Genomic DNA, 16,592 nt, shown 5'->3' on the forward strand with positions numbered 1-16,592 from the left:
CCACAATGATTCGGGTGTGGCCGGGGGTTTCGGCACATTTGACGACGAGGCTTTCGGGGGGCATCGCGCCTTGTTCCTGCGTAATGATCATGGGCTGGATTTCGGCGGTGGCGCCAGCGTGTCGCCCGCCTTCGTGTCGACGCCCGGGACCGCGCTCAGCACCAAGCTCAAACGCCGCGTCTTTGCCGACCTCGATCTTGCGCCCGATCTCGGTGCGAGGATCGGCTCGCTGACCTGGTATCGCGGCGTCGCCACCTGTCTTGGCCTGTGCGCCGTCACCTTCCTGATGACCCCGGGCTTCGAAACCCCGATCTACGGCACCGTCGCGCCCGCACTCACCGGCGCCGAGTGGGACGCCGCGCACGCCCAGGCGATCGCCCCGCTCGCCAAGGGCGGCGCCACCGGATACCGCGTCGCCGCGACCCGCCTGGTGGCGCCGCTTACCGACACGCCCGAACGCCCGATCATCAGCCTCGATGCCAAGCTCGCCTCGGGCGACGCACTGCTTGCGGTGCTGCGCCGCTCGGGCGTCGGCGCGGTCGATGCCGAACAGGTCGGCGCGCTGGTCACCAAGGCCGTGGCATTCGATGACATCCAGCCGGGCACGATGCTCGACATCACGCTCGGCCGCCGCACCGACAAGGCCCAGCCGCGGCCGCTCCAGAACATGGCGTTCCGCGCGCGTTTCGACCTCAAGCTCGAAGTCGCGCGCAGCGGCGACCAGCTCTCGCTCAAGCAGATCCCGATCGCGATCGACCACACGCCGCTGCGCGTTCAGGGTGCGATCGGATCGAGCCTCTATCGCTCGGCACGCGCCGCCGGCGCTCCGGCCAAGGCGGTCGAAAGCTATATCCGCACCCTGGCGACCCGCATGTCGGTGTCGCGGCTCGATTCGGACTGCAAATTCGACATCATCGTCAAGCAGGCTCGCGCCGCCACCGGCGAAGTCCAGCTCGGCAATCTGCTCTATGCCGGCGTCAGCGGCTGCGACGAGAAACTCCAGATGATGCCGTGGGAATCCAACGGCAAGGTCGAGTGGTTCGACGGGCTCGGCAAGGGCAGCAAGACCGGGATGATGGCGATGCCCGCCGCGGGCCGCTTCTCGTCGAGCTTCGGCATGCGCCGCCACCCGATCCTCGGCTATACCCGCATGCACAAGGGCGTCGACATCGCCGCACCCTGGGGCGCGCCGGTCTATGCCGCGACCGACGGCGTCGTCCAGTTCGCCGGGCGCAGCTCGGGCTACGGCAATTTCATCAAGCTCAGCCACGGCAGCGGCTTCGGCACCGGCTATGGCCATCTCAGTCGCATCGTCGTGCGCGGCGGCCAGAGCGTTCGAAAAGGCCAGGTGATCGGCGCGGTGGGCAGCACCGGCATGTCGACCGGCCCGCACTTGCATTACGAGCTCTACAAGAACGGCACTGCGGTGAACCCTCGCTCGGTGTCGTTCACGTCGATGCGCCAATTGACCGGCAGCGACCTCGGCGCGTTCCGCTCGAAGCTGAGCCAGCTCCTCTCGGTCCCCGTCGGTCGCGGCGCGGAGAAGGACGAGGACTGACCCGCTTGTGCTGAGCCGGTCGCAACTGGCCACCTTCAATCTCGAAGAGGCGCGCACGCTGCGCGCGTCGGGCCAGACCTATCGCCAGATCAAGCGCCGGCTCGGGCTCAGCCCGTCCCAGCTGGGGCTTATCCGCAAGACGCTGTCGCGCGAGAAGGCCGGCAATACGCGGCTATTGCGCACCATGCCCGACGCCACCGATCGCGACCGCCCGATCGGCCATTCGGCCCTGCCCGCGGGGCTGCGCAAGCAGCTGACCTCGGCGGGTTATCGCACGCTCGGCGATCTGGCGGACAGGCTCGGCGACCCTGACCTACCCAGGATCGAGGCGATGCCGGGCATCGGCCCGCACCGCGCCGCGCTGGTGAAGCGCCTGCTCGACCAATACGGCCTGCTTCCCGGCACCGAAGATCTGCAGAAGGCCATCGAAGCGCTTTTCCCGGATCTCGCCGAACCACGCGACGATTGACGCGCGAAGCGACGTGGCTAGCGTCGCAGCATGGCAAAAGCAGACCGTCTCGAGCGCCTGGACGCGCGCCGCCTCGAACTCGAAGCGGCATATCTCGCCGAACTGACCGGCGCATTGCGCGTAGCCGCCGCTGGGAAATGGGGCCTGTTCGACCATCGCGGCGATCGGACGACGCGAGCGGCCATCGCGCCGATCCTCGAAAAGCTTGGCGAGATCGGTGACGAAATCGACGCGGCACGCGCGCAACTCGGTCTTCCGCCGTTCGAACTCCAGCAGCAATTCCTGGCGTCACGCGGCAAGCCGAGCCCGCAAGCCCCAGGCGAACCCAAGCAGGCACAGGCCTGGCTCGATCGCCTCGCCGCCGCTGGCTAGGCCTCGCCTACTTCCCCTGCGAGCGCCAGCGCTTGATCGTGCGCTCGAGCATCAGCTCCTCGCCGCCGGTCTCGCGCCACAGTTCGGAGAAGAGCGGGTCGTCGGAGGCCGGGCGCTTGCTGTCCTCCAGCCCGTCGAACAGCAGGCGGACGGGCGTCGCGACACCTTCGCCGACCGCGATGCACTCGCGATTACGAAGCGCCGGGATCGAATCGAGGAAGCCACGCGCGCCTTCGGGCATCGCCGCCTTGACGAAGGCCTGGTCGCGCTCGTTGTTGAGGCGCATCGACAGGATCGTGCCGCATTGCGACAGCACGCCTTCGGCCAGGTCCGACGGGCGCTGGGTGATCAGCCCGAGCGACACGCCATATTTGCGGCCTTCCTTGGCGATCCGGCTGAGGATGCGGCCGACCGAAGAGCCATCGGCGTTGCGCTCGTTGGGGACGTAGCGGTGCGCCTCTTCGCAGACGAGCAACACCGGGCGCTTGGCCTCGCCCCGCGACCAGATCGCGAAATCGAACACCATGCGGCTGAGCACCGCGACGACGACCGACGTGATTTCGCTCGGCACACCCGAGACATCGATGATCGAAATGGGCTTGCCGCCGCCCGGCAGGCGGAAGACGCGGGCGAGGAACGCCGCCATCGAATCGGCGACGAGCATGCCTGAGAACATGAACGCGTAGCGCGGATCGCCCTTGATCTCGTCGATCTTGCTGCGCAGGCGGAGATAGGGCGCCGTGTCGGTCGCCTTGTCCATCTTGCCCATTTCGAGCTGGAGGATCTGGGTCAGGTCCGAGAGCAGATAGGGGACCGGTGCATCGACGGTGAGCTTGCCGATCTCTTGCGCCAGCCGGTTCTTGCCCTTGGCGAGCAGCAGGCACTTGGCGAGGATGTCCGCGTCCACCTGCCGTGCCGAGCCCTGGGTGGTGAGGAAGACCTCGCAATGCTCCTCGAAGTTCATCAGCCAGTACGGCATCTGCAGGTTCGAGACGTCGTAGAGCGCGCCGATATTCTTGAACGCACTGGCATATTCGCCGTGCGGATCGATCATCACGATATGTCCCTGCGGCGCGAGCTCGCAGATCCGATGGAGGATCAGCGCCGCGGCGGTCGACTTGCCGGTGCCGGTCGAGCCAAGCAGCGCGAAATGCTTGCCGAGCATCGAATCGATATAGAGCGCGGCGCGAATGTCCTTGGTCGGATAGACGTTGCCGATCTCGATATGCGCGCGATCGTCGGCGGCGTAGATCTGCTTCAAGTCCGACGTCGAGACCGGGAACACCTCGATACCCGGGGTTGGGTAGCGCGTGACGCCGCGGCGGAATTTCCAGAGCTTGCCGGTGAGCTTTTCCTCATCGCCCTCGCCGAGGAAATCGACCTGGGCGAGGATGCGGTTTCCGCCGGCGTCGAGCCGCAGCGAACGGACATTGGCGATCAGCCAGGTGCCGCCGACGCGCATCTTGACCTGGCTTCCGACGGTGCCGGCATTGGCGATCGCGACATCGCTGCTCGTGGAGAGCATCTCGAGTTCGCCGGGATCGAACACGACCTGGCTCGACGAGCCGGCGATCTCGAGCACCGCGCCGATCGCACGGACCGGGCTGCGCGGCGCGATGCCTTCGCCCGACGAAATGGGCGCCGCGTTGTCGAATCCACGCGCGCCGAACTGACCTTCCATCGGATGCTCCCCGTCTATGCGGCCGGTGTATCTGCAAGACGGTAAATATTACGTGACGTTGCGACCCCGGGACGCGCCCTAGAAACGCCGCCAGATCGCGCCCGCGCCCCAGCCGAGCAGCACCGACAGTGCCACCGCGACCAGCCCGTAAGTGATCGAGTAACGCTCGGCACTGGTCGCGACGAAACGCTCGAAGCCCGATTTGCGGATATCGATCGGGCGCACCGCGGCGGCGAGCACGCGGCCGTTCTGAATCAGGAAGGTCTCGGCCGTGAAGCGCCCCACCGGCACGCGCGCCGGGATATTGACGCGGGCCCGGTAGAGCACGCCGCCGGTGATCTCGACGGCGTTGGAATCCTCGTAGAACAGCCCCGTGCGGGTGCGCAGCGCGACCAGCCCGCGATCGAAGCGCCCCTGAACCTCGGGCACCGCGCCCGAGGCCGGCGAGAGCTGGAGGCTGTCGACCCCGAGCTCGTAGATCGCGCGGGTGCGCTCGTCGACGATACGGCGGATCGGCCGCGACGAGGCGACCGCGTAGAAGCTCGGCGCCGAGCGGTAGCGCATCGATTCGGCGTTGACCCAGATCCCGGCGAGCTTCTCCTTCTCGCGGACCAGCACGGCTTGCGTAGGCCCCTTGACCACCACGACGATGTCGACCGGGCCATCCTCGGGATCGGGCGCGCGACCGCGCGGGTAGAGGATCGCGCCGAACAGCAACAGCTCGGCGCCGGTGAACGAATAGGCGATCTCGATATTGCGCTGCGAGACGTCGGGGACGAGCACCGGCTTGGCCTGGCCCATCACCAGCGGCGCCATCAGCACCAGCAGCGCAGCCGCCGCCCTCTTCACAGCAACTCGACCGAGTAGATTTCGTCGGGCCGCCAGGCGAGCCCGAGCAGCATCCGCGCGGCGACGCCGAGCACCATCAGCGCGAGCACCAGCCGCAGATATTCGGGCTTCACCTTCTGCGCGAACCGCGCGCCGATCTGCGCACCCATCACCGAGCCGAGCAGCAGCAGCGCGGCGAGAACGATGTCGACGGCCTTGGTTGTGGTGGCGTGGACCATCGTCGCGGTCGCGGTGACGAACAGGATCTGGAACAGCGAGGTGCCGACCACCACCGACGTTCCCATGCCGAGCAGATAGAGCATCGCCGGGATCAGGATGAACCCGCCGCCGACGCCGAGCAGCACGGTCAATATGCCGGTGAAGAAGCCGAGGATCAACGGCGCGAGCGGCGAGATGTAGAGCCCCGAACGGTAGAAGCGCCAGCGCAGCGGAAGCATCGCGACCAGCGGATGGTGGCGGCGCTTCCGCGCGCGCGGCGGCACCGCGCCGCGGCCGATCCGCACCGCAGTCACCGATTCGTGGAGCATCAGCCCGCCGATCGATCCGAGCATCACGACATAGAGGATCGCAATCACCGTATCGATGATGCCGCTCGCCTGGAGCAGGGTGAACAGCCCCGCCCCCGCAATGCTGCCGATCACCCCGCCGGCGACCATCACCAGCCCCATATGCACATCCACCCCGCCGCGGCGGAAATGCGCGAACACCCCCGAGACGCTGGCGCCGGTCACCTGGCTCGCGGCGGAAGCGGCGGCGACGGTGGGCGGGATGCCGTAGAAGATGAGCAAGGGCGTGGTCAGGAAGCCGCCGCCCACCCCGAACATCCCGGAGAGCAGCCCCACGCCGAACCCCAATGCCACGATCACCAGCGCGTTGACCGAGAGATTGGCGATGGGGAGGTAGAGATCCATTGGGAGAACGCGATACCGCGTTTGCGCCGCGGTGCAAAAGCCCGGGCGCTAGAAATCGCTCCCCAAGGTCAGCGCGAGGCCGGATCCGGGCCGCGCATCGCCCGCGACGCGCTGGCGCCAGTCGAGCGCCAGCCGCACATTCTGCCCGCCGACCGGCAGCGCGAGCGTGGCGGAGGGGCCGATATCGAGCCGCGCGGCGTCGCGCTGGACCGCCCCCCAGGCGCCGGCGCCGAGCGCGAGGCGTCCCGCGACCGCGCGGGTGATGCGAACCGCGCCATCGGCATAGGGTTCCGTACGCGCGCGCCGCAGCAGGCCGGCCTGGCCATAGGATTCGAGACGAAAGCCGCGCGCGACCGCGCCGTCAAACCCGGTGATCGCACCGATGCCGGGGCCGCCTTTGGTCCCGTCGAGCCCGAAGCGGTGCTCGGCGACTAGGCGTAGCGGCGCACGGCCCGGCTGCCATTCGATCCCGAGCGAGGCTTCGGCGCCTCTGCCCCGCAACGGCGCCGTCACCCGGCCGATTGCGGCAATGCGCTGCTCGGGAAATAGCATATAGGCGACGCGCACGCCCGCCTGCCCGCCGCCGAGCTGGCTACCCCCCGGCGCGGCGCCGAGCCCGGTGCCCGCGCGCGCCACCAGCCATGCGCTCGCCGACCAGCGCGACGGCGAGGGCAGGAGGCGATCAGGCTGTGCGGCGACCGGCAGCGGCGCGCCCGGGACAGCGCCGAGGATCGCGGGGGTGCCGTATTGGACAAGCGCGAGCAGCGCCATCTGGACGCGCTCGGGATCGACCCGCGGCAGGCCTGGCCGCACCGGCCGCACCGTCGCCAGCGGCAGGATCGGCATCGCGCGAACCGCCTGTACCGCCGGCACGGGATGGACCTGTACGGGAGCCGCGACCGCGCTGGGAAAGGCGCGCGTTGCCAGCGGCACCCCTTGCCGGATCGCCTCGGTCAACGATCCCGCCTGTGGCCAGAGCAGCATAACCCGGACGCCGATCCAGCCGACCGCCACAAAGGCGAGGAAGCGGATCGGCCGCCCCCGCCCCGTCACTGCGCAGCCTGCTCCGGCAGGTCGGGAAACTGGTGGTCGGTCTTGTCCCAGCGTGGCGCCGCGCCCAGCAGCATCCGGACATACAGCCCGATCGCCCGCCGTGCGGCGAACAAGGCGATGTAATTGCCGACCAGCACGCGCGGGGCCGACCAGCACGCCTCTTCCACGCCATAGGCACGGTAGACGAACGCGGCGCGCACCAGCAGCCGCCAGCCAACCAGCGCGAAATTCGCCCAGAGCAATCCGCGCATCAGCGAGTCGAGCACCGGCGGCGGCGATCCGATAACGCCATGGACCAGCAGCGACATGCTCCACAGCAGCAGCGTGGCATAAGCGATCGCCAGCACCGGCAGCGCAAGCGTCACGCGGCGATCACGCATCCGCATCCAATGGTCAGCGGGATGGAGCGCCGCGCGCCAGCCGGTACGGTCCCAGCCGGCGAGCGCGATGCCGGTCAGCCAGCGCCCCTTCTGTCGCACCGCCGCCGGCAGCGTGTCGGGGAAATAGGCGCGCACCGCGATCGGCGGCCCGCCCGGCGCTTCGGGAATGCGGGCTAGGCAGACGCGGCCGCCCATCGCGCCGATCGTCAGCCCAAGCTCATAATCCTCGGTCAGGCTCGTCGCATCGAACGGCGATCCGCCACGCGCGTCGGCAATCCGGCCCAGCATGTCGCGGCGGATCGCACAGCCCACCCCGGCGAGCGGCAGCCCCGCGCCGAGCGCCTGGCGAACGACCAAAGTCTTGGCATGCGCCTCGGCAAACTCGTCGCAATAGTGGCCCGCGACGAAGCGCGATTGGGGATGCGGCAACGGGATAACCGGCAGCTGGACCGTAGCGCACGCCTGCAGCCAGCGCGCATAGACCTGCAGCTCGAGCGGATGGACGATGTCCTCGGCGTCATGGAGCGCCACCCCGAGCGTCGCGAAGCCCTCTGCCGCCTCGTCGCGCAGCAGCGCACGCCACAGCGCGTTGAGGCAATCGGCCTTGGTCGTCGGCCCCGGCACGCCGCCGATCACCAGCCGGATGCGCGCATCCTTTTCCGCCACCTCTGCCACTGCGGAGATCGTCGCGGGATCGTTGGGATAGGTGCCGACATAGATATGGTAATCGTCATGCTCGAACCGGGTGAGCGCGGCACGTAGCATGCGTCCTATCACGCCCGCCTCCTGCCAGGCAGCGACGAACACCACGATGCGGCCCGGCGGAACGGACGACACCGCAGACGGCAGGGGCGACGATCCGCGCAACCCAATGCTAATCCGGCGCGCGATGTAGATGATGTCGACTAGAAGATCGTCGATACCGCCTATCAGGAACCATAATGCCGCGAACAACGTCGATTCACGGGCAACCACATCTATCGCGGTGATCAGCATGACTGTCGCATCACCACGAAACCCCCGATTCGGATGCATCATCCTCAAGTTTGTTCAATGAACATTCAAGATGAACAAAAACGGATTCATTCGATTCAGTCCGTTTCGGAGCTAGCTAATTCGGCGTTGGCCTGAGTCCCCGCCGCCGCTAGGGTGTCCGCGCCTTTTGGGGGAATTTGGTGCCATGAAGCTCGCTGTCCGGCTCGGTATTCTGGCGCTCGTCGCCGCGCCGCTCGGCGCCACGCTTGCGATGAGCGACAACAGCCCCCAGGTCGAGATGGCCACCCCCGGCATGGGCGGCGGCGCGATCGAGCGCTTCACCGCGCGCTTCAACCAGCCGATGGTCCCCCTGGGCGATCCGCGCGCAGCCGCCCCGTTCAATGTCGAATGCCCGGTCGGCGGCGAGGGCCGCTGGGTCGACCAGCAGACCTTCGTCCACGAATTCGCCAGCCCGCTCCCCGGCGGCGTCACCTGCACCTTCACCCTCAAGGACAAGCTGAAGTCGCTCGCCGGTTATGCGCTGACCGGCCAGACTAAGTTCACCGTCGACAGCGGCGGCCCGATCGCGCGCGCCGTGCTGCCCAGCCGCTATGGCCGCGAGATCGAGGAGGACCAGACCTTTCTCGTCGCCGCCAACCTCGCGCCGGATCGCGCCTCGGTCGGCGCCAATGCCTATTGCGCGGTCGACGGCATCGGCGAGAAGATCCCGGTCGACGTGCTGCCGGCCGACGTGCCGGGCAAACTGCTCGCCGGCCTGGGCACCGATCAATGGTCGGTGCAGAGCTTCCTCGAGGAAGCCGGCCTGCCCCAGGCGCTCCCCGCCGCCGAGGCCAATCGCGCCAAGGCGACCGCGAGCGTCGTGGCGCTCAAGTGCCGCCGCCCCCTGCCGCCCGGCCGCGACGTCTCGCTGGTCTGGGGTGCGAACATCGCCAGCGCCTCGGGCCGCGTCGCCGGCACCGACCAGCGCTTCGACTTCACCGTGCGGAAGCCCTTCACGGCACGCTTCGAATGCTCGCGGGTCAATGCCCAGGCCGGCTGCAGCCCGGTGCAGGACGCCTATGTCCGCTTCTCCGCGCCGATCCCGCGCGCGCAGGCCGAGGCGATCCGCATCACCTTGCCCGATGGCAAGGCATTGACCCCGGTCTTTTCCGATGAGGAGAAGCGCAAGGCGACGATCGCCGACATCAAGTTCAAGGCGCCACTGCCCGCCGCGGTCACCGCCAAGCTCAGCCTCCCCGCCAACCTTGCCGACGAGAGCGGGCGGAAGCTCTCCAATGGCGAGCGCTTCCCGCTCGACGTGCGCTTCGACGAAGCGCCCCCGCTGGTGAAGTTCGCGGCGGACTTCGGCATTCTCGAACTCGCCGAGGGCGGCGTGCTCCCGGTCACCGTCCGCAACGTCGAGGAGCAGCTCGGCGGCAAGCAGATGGCGGTCGGTGGGCAGAGCCTCAAGGTCGAGGGCGGCGACGGCGAAGTCGCCAAATGGCTCCGCGCGATCGACGATGCGGCGGAGACCAAGAGCGACGAGATCAAGCGCGGCGAGGAGACCGTCCGGATCAACCAGACCGGCGCCAAGCCCTTGCTCACCCAAGCTACCGGCAAGCCGTTCAGCGTCGGCCTGCCCGGCAAAGGCAAGGAATTCGAAGTCGTCGGCATCCCGCTGACCAAGCCCGGATTCTACGTCGTCGAGCTCGCCAGCCCGCGGCTCGGCAACGCGCTGCTCGGCCGCAACGCGCCGCGCTATGTCGCCACCGGCGCACTCGTCACCAATATGAGCGTCCATTTCAAATGGGGCCGCGACCAGTCGCTGGTCTGGGTCACCGCGCTCGACAGCGGCAAGGGCGTCGGCAGCGCCGAAGTCCGCATCACCGACAGCTGCACCGGCCAATTGCTCGCCAAGGGCACCACCGATGCCTCGGGCCGGCTCGGTGTCCCCGCCGGCTTGCCCGAACCCGAAACCTATTCGAGCTGCGAGAACGGCAATGCCTCGCCGCTAATGGTCTCGGCCCGGAAAGCCGACGATTTCAGCTTCACGCTCACCCAATGGGGCCAGGGCATCCGCCCATACGACTTCGACCTGCCTTATGGCTGGCAGAAGCAGGAGCAGGTCTTCCACACCGTGTTCGATCGCGCGCTCGTCCGCCAGGGCGAGACGATCCACATGAAGCACATCGTCCGTCAGCCGATCGCCACCGGCTTCGGCCATTCGCCTGCCTTCACCGGCACGCTGCGGCTGTCGCATCGCGGATCGGACACCAAATACGATCTGCCGCTGACGATCGACGCCAACGGCATCGGCGAGACCGAATGGATCGCGCCGCAGGGCGCCAAGATGGGCGATTACGACATCCGCGTCGTAACGACCGAGAACGAGCGCGAGCAGGTCACCTATACCAGCCAGTCGTTCAAGATCGACGAGTACAAGCTCCCGACGATGAAGGCGTCGGTCGCCGGACCCAAGGAAGCCGCGGTGCGCCCGAGCACGCTGCCACTCGACTTGTTCGTCGGCTATCTCTCGGGCGGCGGCGCGGGCAATCTGCCGGTCGAGTTGCGCGTCGGCTGGTTCGAAGGCGTCACCACGCCGAGCGGCTATGAGAGCTACAGCTTCGGCGGCCGTGCGCTCAGCGAAGGCGTCAAGCCGCTTAACGGCGACAGCGAGACCGACGAGGAATCGACTCCGCTCCCGCCGACCCAGACGCTGCCCGTCACGCTGGGCGGCGACGGCACCGCGCGAACGTCGATCGAAGTGCCCGCGAGCCTCGACCAATCGACCAACATGCAGATCGAGATGGATTATCAGGACGCCAATGGCGAGATCCTGACCGCCTCGCGCCGCATCCCGATCTACACGTCGGCCGTCCAGCTCGGCATCAAGACCGATGGCTGGCTGATGAAGCAGGACGGTCTGCGCCTGCGCTTCGTCGCACTCGACACCTCGGGCAAGCCGCTCGCCAACCAGGCCATATCCGTCGAGCTCTACAGCCGCGAGATCCTCACCGCGCGGCGGCGGCTGATCGGCGGCTTCTACGCGTACGACAACCAGATGAAGACCACCAAGCTGGGCGCGACCTGCTCGGCGACGACCGACGCGCAGGGGCTCGCGACGTGCCAGCTCGATCCGGGCGTGTCGGGCGAAGTCTATGCCGTCGCGACGACCAAGGACGCCAACGGCAATGTCGCGCGCGCGACGCGATCGACCTGGCTGGTCGGCGACGACGATTGGTGGTTCGGCGGCGACAATGGCGACCGCATGGACGTCATCCCCGAGCAGATGGAATACAAGGCCGGCGAGACCGCCAAGTTCCAAGTCCGCATGCCGTTCCGCGAGGCGACCGCATTGGTCACCGTCGAGCGCGAAGGCGTGCTCTCCAGCTTCGTCGTCGGCCTGTCGGGCAAGGATCCGGTGATCGAAGTGCCGATGCCGGCCGCCTATGCGCCCGACGTCTATGTCTCGGTGATGGCGGTGCGTGGCCGCGTCTCGGGCTTCGCCAACTGGCGATCGAATCTCGCGCGCGATTGGGGCCTGCCCTTCTCGCAGGACGGCGGCAAGCCGACCGCGACGGTCGATCTCGCCAAGCCCGCCTATCGCATGGGCATCGCCAAGGTGAAGGTCGGCTGGGAAGGCCACCGCCTCGGCGTCGCGGTCAAGGCCGAGAAGGCGACCTATGCCGCGCGCGACACCGCCAATGTCGAGGTGCAGGTCAAGAATCCCGACGGCTCGCCGGCTCGCGAAGCCGATGTCGCCTTCGCCGCAGTCGACGAAGCGTTGCTCCAGCTCGCTCCCAACGAGAGCTGGGACGTGCTCACTGCGATGATGGGCGACCGCCCGATCTCGGTGCTGACCTCGACCGCGCAGACCCAGGTCGTCGGCAAGCGCCATTACGGCAAGAAAGCCGTCGAGGCCGGTGGCGGCGGCGGCGGCGATCTCTCGGGGCTCAACCGTGAGAATTTCCAGCCGGTCTTGCTGTGGAAGGGCAAGGTCCCGCTCGATCGCAACGGCCGCGCCAAGGTGCAGGTGCCGCTCTCGGACGCGCTCACCTCGTTCAAGCTGGTCGCGATCGCCACCAACGGCGCGCAACTGTTCGGCACCGGCGAGGCGAGCGTCCGCACCCAGCAGGATCTCAGCATCTATCCCGGCGTCCCGCAGGTGGTGCGCACCGGCGACACGGTCGGGGCGATGTTCACGCTGCGCAACGGTTCGGACAAGCCGATGAAGGTCACCGCCACCGTCGCGCTCAACCCCGCGGTCGCGCAGGGCAAGCCGCTGACCGTCGAGATCCCGGCGGGCGGCGCCGCGCCGGTCACCTGGAACCTCACTGCCCCGCCCCAGGCCGGCAAGCTGAGCTGGACGGTCTCGGCCAAGTCGGCCGACGGCAAGGCAGTCGATCGCGTCACCGTGGCGCAGGACGTGATCCCTGCGGTGCCGGTCGAAGTCTGGGCGGCGAGCCTCGCCCGCGTCGGCGAAGGCACCAGCTTCTCGATCGCGCCGCCCGCGGGCGCGCTGCCCGGCTTCGGGATGGTCGATATCAGCCTCGCCGACACGCTCGCGCCGCCGCTCCAGGGCGTGCGCGATTATATGGCGGCCTATCCTTATGGCTGTCTCGAGCAGCGCAGCTCGCGCGCGATTGCGCTCGGCGACATGGGCATGTGGAACGGCATCGCCGGCGAGCTGCCTGCCTATCAGGATAGCGACGGCTTGTTCCGCTACTTCCCCGGCGAATGGGCGGGCTCGGAGGCGCTGACCGCCTATCTGCTGTCGGTCACCGCCGAGGCTGGGCTGCCGCTTCCCGATGGCCCGCGCGCCAAGGCGATCGACGCGATGAAGGCGATCCTGGACGGTCGTCTGCGCCGCGAGGATTATGGCGACGTCCGGCTCCAGCGGATCGCCGCCTTCGCGGCACTCGCGCGTCAGGGCGCGGCAACGGGCGCGATGCTCGGCCAGCTCGGCATCACGCCCGCCGAGATGCCGACCTCGTCGCTTACCGACTATCTCGCCGCGCTTGCCAAGGTCCCTGGCCTTGCCAATGGCGCGCAGCTCCGCGCCGATGGCGAGAAGGTGCTGCGCACCCGCCTGGTATACGAAGGCACGCGGATCGACTTGAGCGACAAGGGCAACATGCCGTGGTGGCTGATGTCGTCGGACGACGAGGCCGCGATCAAGGCGGTGCTGGTCACGCTCGGCCGCCCGGGCTGGCAGGACGATAGCGCCAAGATGATGGTCGGCGTGGCGATGCGCCAGCAGCGCGGCCATTGGGGCACCACCACCGGCAACGCCTGGGGGACGATCGCGGCCCGGAAATTCATGGCCGCTTATCCCGCCGAGGCGATTGCCGGCGTGACCACCGCGAGCCTCGGCACCGCGAGCGTCAGCCGGCCCTGGCCGCTGATGGAGCCGCAGCGCAGCTTCAGCCTGCCGTTGCCCGCGGCGACCACGCCGTTGGTGCTGCGCCAGGCCGGCGGCGCCGGGCCCTGGGCGTTCGTCCGGGTCAAGGCGGCGGTGCCGCTCACCCAGCCGCTGATGGCGGGGTACAAGATGACCAAGCAGGTCAGCGTGGTGCAGGGCATGACTCCGGGGCGCTACACCCGCGGCGACGTGATCAAGGTGACGATCAGTGTCGAGGCCTCGGCCGAGCGCAACTGGGTGGTGATCAACGATCCGGTGCCCACCGGCGCAACCGTGATCGGCAGCCTCGGCGGCCAGTCCGAGATGCTCAACGCTCAGGCGGGCACCGCGGAAGGGGTTTCGCCCAACTGGATCGAGCGCGGCCAGGGCTCGTGGCGGGCATATTATGGCTGGGTGCCGCGCGGCAGCTTCACCATCTCCTACGTGATGCGGCTCAACGCGGCGGGCAAGTTCAGCCTGCCGGCGACGCGGGTGGAGGCGATGTACTCGCCCGAAATCCGCGCGCAGCTGCCGAACCAGGTGATGACGGTGGCAGAGCGGTGACCCTTCCCGCCATCCCGGCGAAAGCCGGGATCTCAGGCGATTGCGGGACGAGAGCCGCACGAGATCCCGGCTTCCGCCGGGATGACCGGGTATGAGGCAGCAGCTCGGCGCCCTGATCGCTCGAATCGATCGCTTCCCCGAAGCGTTCGCCGCCTGGGCACGACGCCAGGCCGAATCGTATCGCGAACACGGCTGGCGCGGCATCTTCACGCCGATGCGCGTCGTGCTCGCCGCCGCGACGCTGCTCATCACCAGCTATGTCACCCTCGCTTGGATAACCCGCCCACCACCGCTGCCCGGCTACGCGTCGGTGGTCGCCAACTGGAAACCCTCCGAGGCGTGGCTCTATGATCGCAACGGCCGGCTGATCGACAGCAGCCGCATCGATTACCACGCCCGCCGCCTCGGCTGGGTGAAGCTCGCCGATGTCTCGCAAATCACGCGCGACACCCTGGTCGCCGCCGAGGACAAGCGTTTCCCCAAGCACAACGGCGTGGACTGGTGGTCGCTCGCCGGCGCGCTGCGCGACCGGATCGAGGGCAAGCGCGCCCGCGGCGCCTCGACGCTGTCGATGCAGGTCGCCGCCTATCTCGCCCCCGATCTCGCCACGCCGGGCCGTCGCGGCACCTGGGACAAATTCCGCCAGATGCGCGCCGCCCGCGCGCTCGAGGCCGAATGGAGCAAGGACCAGATCCTCGAGGCCTATCTCAACCTCGCCGGCTTCCGCGGCGAGGCGCAGGGAATCGCCGCCGCCGCGCTCGGATTGTTCGGCAAGACCCCGGCGACGCTCACCCGCGACGATGCGCTACTGCTCGCCGCCTTGCTTCCCAATCCCGGCGCAGGATCGACCGAAGTCGCCCGCCGCGCCTGCGCGCTCGGCCGCGACACGGATTGCAGCCGCTTCGCCGGCGCTGCCGCGTCGATGCTCGGCCCGGCGCGCAGCCTCGCGCTCGATCCAGGGCTCGCGCCGCATCTCTCCGCGAAGCTCCTCACCGAACCCGGCGCGAAGATCACCTCGACGCTCGACCTGCGCATCCAATCGGTGGCGATCACAGCGCTACGCCGCCAGCTCCAGGGCCTCGGCGGCACGCGCGCACGCGACGGCGCGGTGGTGGTGGTCGATAATGCCAGCGGCGACGTGCTCGCTTATGTCGGCGGGATCGGCGGCGAGAGCACCGCGCCTGCAGTCGATGGCGCATCGTCCTATCGCCAGGCCGGATCGACGCTCAAGCCGTTCCTCTACGCCCAGGCGATCGAGAAGGGCTATCTCACCGCCGCGTCGATCCTCGACGATTCGCCGGTCCAGCTCGACACCGCCTCGGGCCTCTACGTCCCGCAGAATTACGACCGCGCGTTCAAGGGCCCGGTTTCCGCGCGCATCGCGCTCGCCGGGTCGCTCAATGTCCCCGCCGTGCGCACCCTGCTGCTCACCGGAGTCGATGCGTTCCGGGATCGGCTATGGGACACGGGGTATCGCGGGCTGGTCGAGGACGGTCAATATTACGGCTATTCGCTCGCGCTCGGCTCTGCCGAAGTCACCTTGCTCGAACAGGTCGCAGCGTTCCGTAGCCTGGCCCAAAGCGGCCGCTGGTCGCCGCTGCGACTGACCGACCAGAGCCCACGCGAAAAGCCTCGCCAGATCACTGCGCCCGAGGCCGCCTGGATCACTGCCGACATGCTCGCCGATCCCAATGCCCGCGCCGGCACCTTCGGCGTCGATTCGGCGCTGCGCCTGCCCTTCTGGGCCGCGGCCAAGACCGGCACCTCGAAGGCGATGCGCGACAATTGGTGCATCGGCTTCACCGATCGCTTCACCGTCGGTGTCTGGGTCGGCAATCTCGAAGGCGATCCGATGCGCGCGGTATCGGGGACCAGCGGCGCGGCGCCGGTATGGCGCGACGTCATGATGGCGTTGCACGCCGGTGCGCCGTCGCGCGCGCTGCCGGCACCCGCTGGGATCGAAGCCCGGCAAATCCGCTTCGCCGAAGGGATCGAGCAGCCGAGGCGCGAGTATTTCATGAAGGGCACCGCGTTGACCCAGGTCGCCGCCGCGCCCGCAGCCGCGCGGCGCCCGCGCATCGTCAATCCGGTGGCGGGCAGCGTCTATGCGCTCGACCCCGATATTCCGCTCGATCGCCAGCGGCTCGCCGTGTCGGTCGCCGGGCAAGTGGCGGGGCACCGTCTGCTGCTCGACCGCGAGGATCTCGGCACCGCCGATTCGCGCCCGTTGCTCGAGCCACGGCGCGGCCAGCATCGGCTCAAGCTCGTCGATCTGGGCGGCGAGGTGGTCGATCAGATCCTGTTCACCGTCCGCTGAAAATCGGATTTCGCTACGGGAGCGAAATGCTTTTCCGCGCGTTCATTCGCGCGGTCCTACCC

10 protein-coding genes are annotated in these 16,592 nt (G+C 68.4%); 5 read left to right on the forward strand and 5 right to left on the reverse strand.

What is annotated here, in order from left to right; genetic code table 11:
• The first annotated feature begins 70 nt into the window (after positions 1–70).
• Genes RZN05_RS15320 through RZN05_RS15330 form a run of 3 tightly spaced genes read left to right on the forward strand, consistent with a single transcriptional unit; the run spans position 71 to position 2,399 of the window.
• The gene (locus RZN05_RS15320; RefSeq protein ID WP_317227437.1) at positions 71–1,558 is read left to right on the forward strand and encodes a M23 family metallopeptidase; all 1,488 of its coding nucleotides are present in this window, start codon (positions 71–73) and stop codon (positions 1,556–1,558) included.
• Between the two features lie 7 nt (positions 1,559–1,565).
• Complete coding sequence (locus tag RZN05_RS15325; protein ID WP_317227438.1) at positions 1,566–2,027, forward strand: hypothetical protein; 462 nt, start codon at positions 1,566–1,568, stop codon at positions 2,025–2,027.
• A gap of 30 nt (positions 2,028–2,057) precedes the next feature.
• Positions 2,058–2,399 (forward strand): hypothetical protein, encoded by a 342-nt coding sequence (locus RZN05_RS15330; protein WP_317227439.1) that lies wholly within the window; start codon positions 2,058–2,060, stop codon positions 2,397–2,399.
• Between the two features lie 7 nt (positions 2,400–2,406).
• Here RZN05_RS15330 and RZN05_RS15335 read toward each other — a convergent pair whose 3' ends face one another.
• From RZN05_RS15335 to RZN05_RS15355, 5 genes are all read right to left on the reverse strand, one after another.
• Positions 2,407–4,080, reverse strand: a complete 1,674-nt coding sequence (locus RZN05_RS15335) for an ATP-binding protein (protein WP_317227440.1) — start codon at positions 4,078–4,080, stop codon at positions 2,407–2,409.
• Positions 4,081–4,158: 78 nt separating this feature from the next.
• Positions 4,159–4,881, reverse strand: coding sequence for a TIGR02186 family protein (locus RZN05_RS15340; RefSeq protein ID WP_317227641.1), 723 nt, complete (start codon positions 4,879–4,881; stop codon positions 4,159–4,161).
• 44 nt (positions 4,882–4,925) lie between these two features.
• Complete coding sequence (locus RZN05_RS15345) at positions 4,926–5,840, reverse strand: sulfite exporter TauE/SafE family protein (RefSeq protein ID WP_317227441.1); 915 nt, start codon at positions 5,838–5,840, stop codon at positions 4,926–4,928.
• A 48-nt stretch (positions 5,841–5,888) separates the two neighbouring features.
• Positions 5,889–6,893 (reverse strand): hypothetical protein, encoded by a 1,005-nt coding sequence (locus RZN05_RS15350; protein ID WP_317227442.1) that lies wholly within the window; start codon positions 6,891–6,893, stop codon positions 5,889–5,891.
• Complete coding sequence (locus RZN05_RS15355; protein ID WP_317227443.1) at positions 6,890–8,269, reverse strand: glycosyl transferase family protein; 1,380 nt, start codon at positions 8,267–8,269, stop codon at positions 6,890–6,892. Before RZN05_RS15355 ends, RZN05_RS15350 begins: the two co-directional genes overlap by 4 nt.
• Before the next feature lie 184 nt (positions 8,270–8,453).
• Between RZN05_RS15355 and RZN05_RS15360 the strand changes: the two genes are divergently transcribed.
• Both RZN05_RS15360 and pbpC read left to right on the forward strand, forming a co-directional pair.
• Positions 8,454–14,213, forward strand: a complete 5,760-nt coding sequence (locus RZN05_RS15360) for an alpha-2-macroglobulin family protein (RefSeq protein WP_317227444.1) — start codon at positions 8,454–8,456, stop codon at positions 14,211–14,213.
• Positions 14,214–14,427: 214 nt separating this feature from the next.
• The gene (pbpC, locus tag RZN05_RS15365) at positions 14,428–16,530 is read left to right on the forward strand and encodes a penicillin-binding protein 1C (protein ID WP_317227642.1); all 2,103 of its coding nucleotides are present in this window, start codon (positions 14,428–14,430) and stop codon (positions 16,528–16,530) included.
• The last annotated feature ends 62 nt before the right edge of the window (positions 16,531–16,592 follow it).

This window comes from Sphingomonas sp. HF-S4, from assembly GCF_032911445.1.
GTDB lineage: Bacteria > Pseudomonadota > Alphaproteobacteria > Sphingomonadales > Sphingomonadaceae > Sphingomonas > Sphingomonas agrestis.